Raw genomic sequence first — 6,763 nt, 5'->3', positions numbered from 1 at the left:
TCGCCTTTTCTTTGCTTACTTTCTTTTGGCGAAGCAAAAGAAAGTGAGTCGCCCGCCGGGGCGAGACCCGGCCTCGGAAAACAAAAGAACAACAGGAGATGAACCAGATCAAGCCGTCTCCTCCTCAAGCTCCGAAGAAGACCGACGACCACTCCCCCCACCCAACCGATCAAACGCCAGATAGATAACAGGCGTAGTGAACAAAGTCAGCAACTGACTAACGATCAACCCACCAAAGATCGCAAGCCCCAGAGGACGTCGCAACTCCGCCCCATCCCCAAAACTGAACATCAAGGGAACAGCAGCAAACAAAGCCGCCAACGTAGTCATCAAGATCGGCCGAAACCGCAACAACGCAGCCTGATGAATCGCCTCACGAGCCGACTTCCCCTGCGTCCTCTCAGCATCAATAGCAAAGTCGATCATCATGATCGCGTTCTTCTTCACGATGCCGATCAGCAAAATGATCCCGATGATCCCGATCACCCCCAGGTCATTGCCGGTCAGCATCAAGGCCAACAAAGCCCCAACCCCCGCAGAAGGCAACGTAGACAAGATCGTCAGCGGATGCACATAGCTCTCGTACAGCACCCCGAGCACGATGTACACACAAACCACCGCCGCCAGAATCAACCACAGCTGATTCGACAAAGACTTCTCATAAGCCCCTGAAGCCCCCAGAAAAGTCATCGTCACACTGCTCGGCAGCCCGATCTCTTTAGCAGCCGCGCGAATCGCGGCAACCGATCCACCGAGCGACACCCCCGGCGCCGTATCGAAGTTCAACGTGCTCGCCGGATACTGCGCCACGTGCGTGATCTGCAACGGCGCCTGCCGCTCGCTGATCTCCGCAAAGGCCGACAACGGCGTCGCCGTGCCAGACCCCGCAATGAGGTTCAGCTGCCCCAGCGTCTGCGGCGTGTTCACCATGCCAGGCTGCGCCTCGAGGATCACGCGGTACTGGTTCGTCTCCGTGAAGATGGTCGACACGATCCGCTGCCCGAAGGCGCTGTACAGCGCGTCGTCCACCGAACTCGCGGTGATCGACAGCCGCGACGCCGTGTCGCGGTTCACGTTCACATACGCGGCCAGCCCCTGCGCACCGGCATCGCTGCTCACGTTGCGCACCTTGTCCGACTCCTGCAGCTTCGCCACCAGCTTCTGCATCCACTCGGTGACGAGCGCGCTGTTCACGCCTTCGAGCGACACGCGGTACTCGGTCGGGCCGGTCTCGGCATCGATGGTCAGGTCCTGCGTGGGCTGCAGGTACAGCGTGAGTCCCGCCACCTGCCGCACGCGCTCGCGCAGGCGCTCCATCACCTCCTGCTGGTTGTCGTGGCTCTTCGTCAGGTTGATGAGCATGCTGCCGGTGTGCAGCATCGTGTTGTTGGCCGCGTCCACGCCGACGAAGGAACTCAGGTTCTCGACGTCATGGTCTTCAAGAATGGCGCGTGCGGCCTGCTGTTGCAGCTGCGCCATGCGGTCGAACGACACGTCTTGCGCGGCCTGCACGCGGGCCTGCAGCTGGCCGGTGTCCTGCGTGGGGAACAAGCCCTTGGGAATGGTGAGGTACAGCACCACGGTCAGCACCATGGTGAGCAACGCCACCAGCAGCGTGAGCGGCTGGTGCGCGATCACCCAGTGCAGCGAGCGGTCGTAGCGCACCATCACGCCGTCGAAGAAACGCTGGGCGCGCGCGCCGAAGCCGGTGCCCGATGCGTCTTTCTTCGGCTCATGCTTGAGCCAGCGCGCCGACATCATCGGCACCAGTGTGAGCGAGACCACGCCCGAGATCAGGATGGTGATCGCCAGCGTCACCGCGAACTCGCGGAACAGGCGGCCCACCACGTCGCCCATGAACAGCAACGGAATCAGCACGGCGATGAGCGACACGGTCAGCGAGATGATCGTGAAGCCGATCTGCGCGGCGCCCTTGAACGCGGCCTGCAATGGCTTCTCGCCCTCCTCGATGTAGCGCGCGATGTTCTCGATCATGACGATCGCGTCGTCCACCACGAAGCCGGTGGCGATGGTCAGCGCCATCAGGCTCAGGTTGTTCAGGCTGTAGCCCAGCAGGTACATCAGGCCGAAGCTGCCGATCAGCGAGATCGGCACGGCGATGCTGGCGATGACGGTGGCGCGCAGGCTGCCCAGGAAGGCGAAGATCACCAGCACCACGAGCACCACGGCCAACACCAGTTCCATCTCGACGTGCTGCACCGACGAGCGGATGCCGGCGGTGCGGTCGCTCAGCACCTCGATCTGCAGGCCCGCGGGCAGGCCGGCCTGCAGTTCGGGCAGCTGCTTCTTGATGGCGTTGACGGTGGCGATCACGTTGGCGCCGGGCTGGCGCTGCACGTTCAGGATGATGGCGGGCGTGAGCTGCACCTGCCCATCGACCTTGCGCCCGGACCACGCGCCCAGCTGGGCGTTCTCGGCGCTGTTGACCACGCGCGCCACGTCGACCATGCGGATCGGCGCGCCGTTCTTGTAGCTGACGATGAGGTTCTTGTAGTCGTCGACCGTGAGCAGCTGGTCGTTCGAGTTGATGGTGTAGGCGCGCTTGGGGCCGTCGAAGCTGCCCTTGGCGCCGTTGGAGTTGGCCGCGCTGATGGCGGTGCGCAGCGAATCCAGCCCGATGCCGTTGGCCGCCAGCGCCTGCGTGTTGGCCTGGATGCGCACGGCCGGGCGCTGCCCGCCGCTGAGCGACACGAGGCCCACGCCGGAGACCTGGCTGATCTTCTGCGCGAGCCGGGTGTTCACGAGGTTCTGCACCTCGGTGAGCGGCAGCGTGTCGGAGGTGATGGCCAGCGTGAGCACCGGCGCGTCGGCCGGGTTGACCTTGGCATACACCGGCGGCGCGGGCAGGTCGGCCGGCAGCAGCGAGCCGCCGGCGTTGATGGCGGCCTGCACTTCCTGCTCGGCGACGTCCAGCGTCTGGCCCAGCGAGAACTGCAGCGTGATGATCGACACGCCGGCCGCGCTGGTCGAGCTCATGCGGTCCAGGCCCGACATCTGGCCGAACTGGCGCTCCAGCGGCGCGGTGACGGTGTTGCTCATGACCTCGGGGCTGGCCCCGGGGTAGAGCGTCTGGACCTGGATGGTCGGGTAGTCGACCTGCGGCAGCGCCGCCAGCGGCAGGAAGCGGAACGCCACCAGGCCGGCCAGCACGATGGCCAGCATCAGCAGCGAGGTGGCGACCGGCCGCAGGATGAACGGGCGCGAGGGGCTCATGGGCTGCGCCGTCCCTCACCGCCGCGTTCGCCACCGCCGCCGGCGCCACCGCGCTCGGCCATGCGCTGCCAGCGCTCCAGCGCGGCGGGCTCGCCGCGGTCGAGGGCTTCGAGGAAACGCTTGCGGCGTTCGAGCTGTTCGGGATCGTCCTTGGCCGCATCGAGCATGCGCTGGCGCTGTTCGGCGGTGGGGAGCTTGGCGGGTGTGGCTGCAGGGGCAGGGGCTGCTGCAGGTGCTGGCGTTGCTGCCGCGGGCGCTGCAGCCGGCGCAGCCGTTCCAGCGGCGGGTGCGGCCGGGGCCTGCGATGGCGAAGCCGGCGCCGCCGCTTCGGCCGGACGGGCACCGCCGCCCTGAGCACCGCCAGCACCGCCAGCACCGCCCGCACCACCGCCACCTTCCTGCCGACGTCCTCCACGCCGTCCGCCTGGCGCGGCGGCGCCCGAGGCCGCACCGGCCGGCCGGTCGACCGTGGTCTGCACGCGCGCGCCGTCCTTCAGGCGGTCGCCGCCTTCGGTGACCACGGTTTCGCCGGGCTGCAGGCCCTTGGTGATGGAGGCGAAATCGACGCTCGATTCGCCGCGCGTCACCGGCCGCTGCGAAGCCGTGTTCTCGGCCGTCACCACGTACACGTAGTCGCCGTTCGGGCCGTGGCGCAGCGCCGTGACCGGTACCACCACCGCGCTGCTCACGGTGCGCAGCAGCAGCCGCAGGTTGACGAACTGGTTCGGGAACAGCGCGCCGTCGGCGTTGGTGAAGCGCGCCTTGGCCTTCACGGTGCCGGTCTGCGTGTCGACCATGTTGTCGAGCGTGGAGAAGCTGCCGTCGGCCAGCCGGCGCGTGCGCGTGCGGTCGAAGGCGGTGGTGGCGAGCGTGGCGCCCTGGCCCAGCCGCTCCTGTACCTCGGGCACGCGGTCTTGCGGAATGGCGAACTCGACGTCGATGGGCGCGATCTGCGTGATGGTGGCCACGCCGCCGGTGCTGCCGGTCGAGATGTAGTTGCCCGCGTCCACCGGCCGCAGGCCGATGCGCCCGCTCACCGGCGCCGTGATGCGGCTCCAGGCCAGGTTGAGCTTGGCGGTGTTCTCGTTGGCGCGGTCGATGGCCACGGTGCCTTCGAGCTGCTTGACCAATGCGGCCTGGGTGTCGACGTCCTGGCGGGCGATGGAGTCCTGCCCGAGCAGCGTCTGGTAGCGCTGCAGCGTGACGCGCGCCGCGGCCAGTTGGGCCTCGTCGCGCTGGCGGGCACCGGCGGCCTGCGCCAGCGCGTTCTCGAAGGGCTGCGGGTCGATGGTGGCGAGCACGTCGCCCTTCTTGACCATCTGGCCTTCCTTGAACAGCACGGCCGTGAGCACGCCCGACACCTGCGGCTGCACGGTCACGTTGGCCAGCGGCGTGACCGTGCCCAGCGCTTCGAGCTGCACCGGAATGTCGGCCTGCCGCGCGACGGCGGTGCCGACGGTGCTGGAGGCCGGACCGCCGCCACCTGCCCGCCCGCCCGGCCCGCCGCCGGGCCGGCCCGCGCCCTGGCCCGGTCCGCCCGCGCCGGGCGCCGGTGATTTGGAACGCTGGATCAGGTACCAGGCACCGCCCCCGAGCGCCACGAGCAGCAGCAGGGCCATCAGGCTCCCGAACCAGCGGCGTCGACGCGCCGGCGGATGGGTCGGCGACACGACGGGTGGCAGGGGTTCGGGGGGCGTTTGGGAATCCATGGGCGGTGCGTGCGAAGGGGTGCGAAAAGGCGGCCTGAAGGGAGGCGGCCTAGAGTACAGCGCGAAATATCACTCCCCAAGTTTTCCGTGCCGTAAAGCGACGGTAAAGCTTCCGTTTGCGCGGCGACCCCGTCATCCCGCGCCCGCCATTCGCGCCGGTGGCCGGCACTTCACGCCGCCCACCCGCATTTCGTCGCATGGCCGTGGCGAGGGCCGGGCGGCATCGGCACAGTCCGCTCCATCGATTCCCTGCCCCCTTTGTCTTCTTCCAACCGAACGGAGCCTCTCATGCTGATGCAAATCCTTCTTCACACCCCGAAGTGGGTGTTCGCCGTGTTCGTCCTGCTGGCCTGGCTCGGTGGCCGGCAGCTCGTGGCCAACCGCATCGGCCTGAACCGCGTGCTGGTGATGCCGGTCGCCATGGCCGGCCTGTCGTTCTGGGGCGTGGTGTCGGTGTCCGGCGAGTCGGCCGGCGCCCTGATCGGCTGGGCTGTGGCCGCGCTGCTGCTCATGGTGCTGGTGCTGCGCCGTCCGCTGCCGGCGACCACGCGCTACGACGCGGCGGCGCGCCAGTTCGAGGTGGCCGGCACCGCCGTGCCGCTGATGCTCATGATGGGCATCTTCCTCACCAAGTACGTGGTGGGCGTGTCGCTGGCCATGCATCCCGAACTGCGTCACCACGTGGCCTTCGCCCTGGGCGTGCCGGCGTTGTACGGTGCCTTCAGCGGCATCTTCGCGGCCCGTGCCGCACGCCTGTGGCGGCTGGCCGCCGCGTCGGGTGCGATGGTCAGCGGCGCCCGCGCAGCCTAAGATTCCGGCACCCCCGCCCGCCCTCGCCGCCAGGAACCGCCATGACCGTGCTCGTGTTGATCCTCAAGATTTCCATCTCGGTGGTGCTGCTTGCCTCGCTGGCCGAAGCGCTGGTGCTGTCGTGGCGCAACGGCTGGCGCAGCTACGACTGGAAGGCGGCGGGCATCTCGGTGTTCGACTTCCTGGTGCGCGAATACCCGCTGCGCTGGCTGCTGCCGCTGGCCTTCTGGGTCGGCGCCATGGACTGGCTCTACGCCCACCGGCTCTTCACGCTGCCGATGGACCACTGGACCGGCTGGCTCGCCTGCTTCGTCGGCCAGGAGTTCTGCTACTACTGGTACCACCGCGCCGCGCACCGCGTGCGCTGGTTCTGGTGTACCCACGCCGTGCACCACTCGCCGAACCAGCTGAACCTGTCGGCCGCCTACCGCTTCGGCTGGACCGGCCGGCTCACCGGCACGCTGGCCTTCTTCCTGCTGGCGCCGCTCCTGGGCATGCCGCCGCGGATCATCTTGCTGATGCTCACGCTGAACCTGCTCTACCAGTTCTGGATCCACGCGACCTGGATTCCGAAGCTCGGCCCGCTCGAATGGGTGCTCAACACGCCCTCGGCCCACCGCGTGCACCATGCTTCGAACCTGGAGTACCTGGACGGCAACTACGGCGGCGTGCTGATCGTGTTCGACCGCCTGTTCGGCACCTACATCCCCGAGCGCGCCGACCTGCCCTGCCGCTACGGGCTGGTGAAGCCGATCACCTCGTACAACCTGCTCGAGATCGAGTTCAGCCAATGGCGCGACCTGTGGCGCGACCTGCGCTCGGCGCGCTCGCTGCGCGCCTTCGTCGGCTACCTCGTGAAGCCGCCGGGCTGGCGGGCGGACGGGCCGGGCGAGACCACCGAGGAGCTGCGCCAGCGCGCGGCCCTGCCACCTTCACCGTCGATGCCGGCATCGGCCGCCAGCGACTTCGTTCCCCTTTCACCTGTCTCTCTCAAGGAGCTGTCATGACCC

Annotated in this window: 4 protein-coding genes; 2 read left to right on the top strand and 2 right to left on the bottom strand. The window is 67.9% G+C overall.

All coding sequences use genetic code 11. The annotated features are described in order from the left end of the window. Positions 1-108 precede the first annotated feature (108 nt). Both AC07Q9_RS24785 and AC07Q9_RS24780 read right to left on the bottom strand, forming a co-directional pair. On the bottom strand, positions 109-3,234 hold the full coding sequence (locus AC07Q9_RS24785; RefSeq protein WP_495312124.1) for an efflux RND transporter permease subunit: 3,126 nt from the start codon (positions 3,232-3,234) through the stop codon (positions 109-111). Next, a complete protein-coding gene (locus tag AC07Q9_RS24780; RefSeq protein WP_495312123.1) occupies positions 3,231-4,853 on the bottom strand; it encodes an efflux RND transporter periplasmic adaptor subunit in 1,623 nt (540 codons plus the stop codon). The genes AC07Q9_RS24785 and AC07Q9_RS24780 overlap by 4 nt, the downstream gene beginning before the upstream one ends. A gap of 378 nt (positions 4,854-5,231) precedes the next feature. Here AC07Q9_RS24780 and AC07Q9_RS24775 point away from each other — a divergent pair, with 378 nt between their 5' ends. Both AC07Q9_RS24775 and AC07Q9_RS24770 read left to right on the top strand, forming a co-directional pair. Continuing rightward, positions 5,232-5,753 (top strand): DUF6622 family protein, encoded by a 522-nt coding sequence (locus AC07Q9_RS24775; RefSeq protein WP_495312122.1) that lies wholly within the window; start codon positions 5,232-5,234, stop codon positions 5,751-5,753. 41 nt (positions 5,754-5,794) lie between these two features. Continuing rightward, positions 5,795-6,760: a sterol desaturase family protein gene (locus AC07Q9_RS24770; RefSeq protein ID WP_495312121.1), complete on the top strand. Its 966-nt coding sequence runs from the start codon at positions 5,795-5,797 to the stop codon at positions 6,758-6,760. The last annotated feature ends 3 nt before the right edge of the window (positions 6,761-6,763 follow it).

The sequence above is a fragment of the Variovorax sp. GW821-FHT09A10 genome, assembly GCF_059418385.1.
Note: the sequence above shows the minus strand (reverse complement) of the source record. Positions and strands in the feature narration are given on the sequence as shown.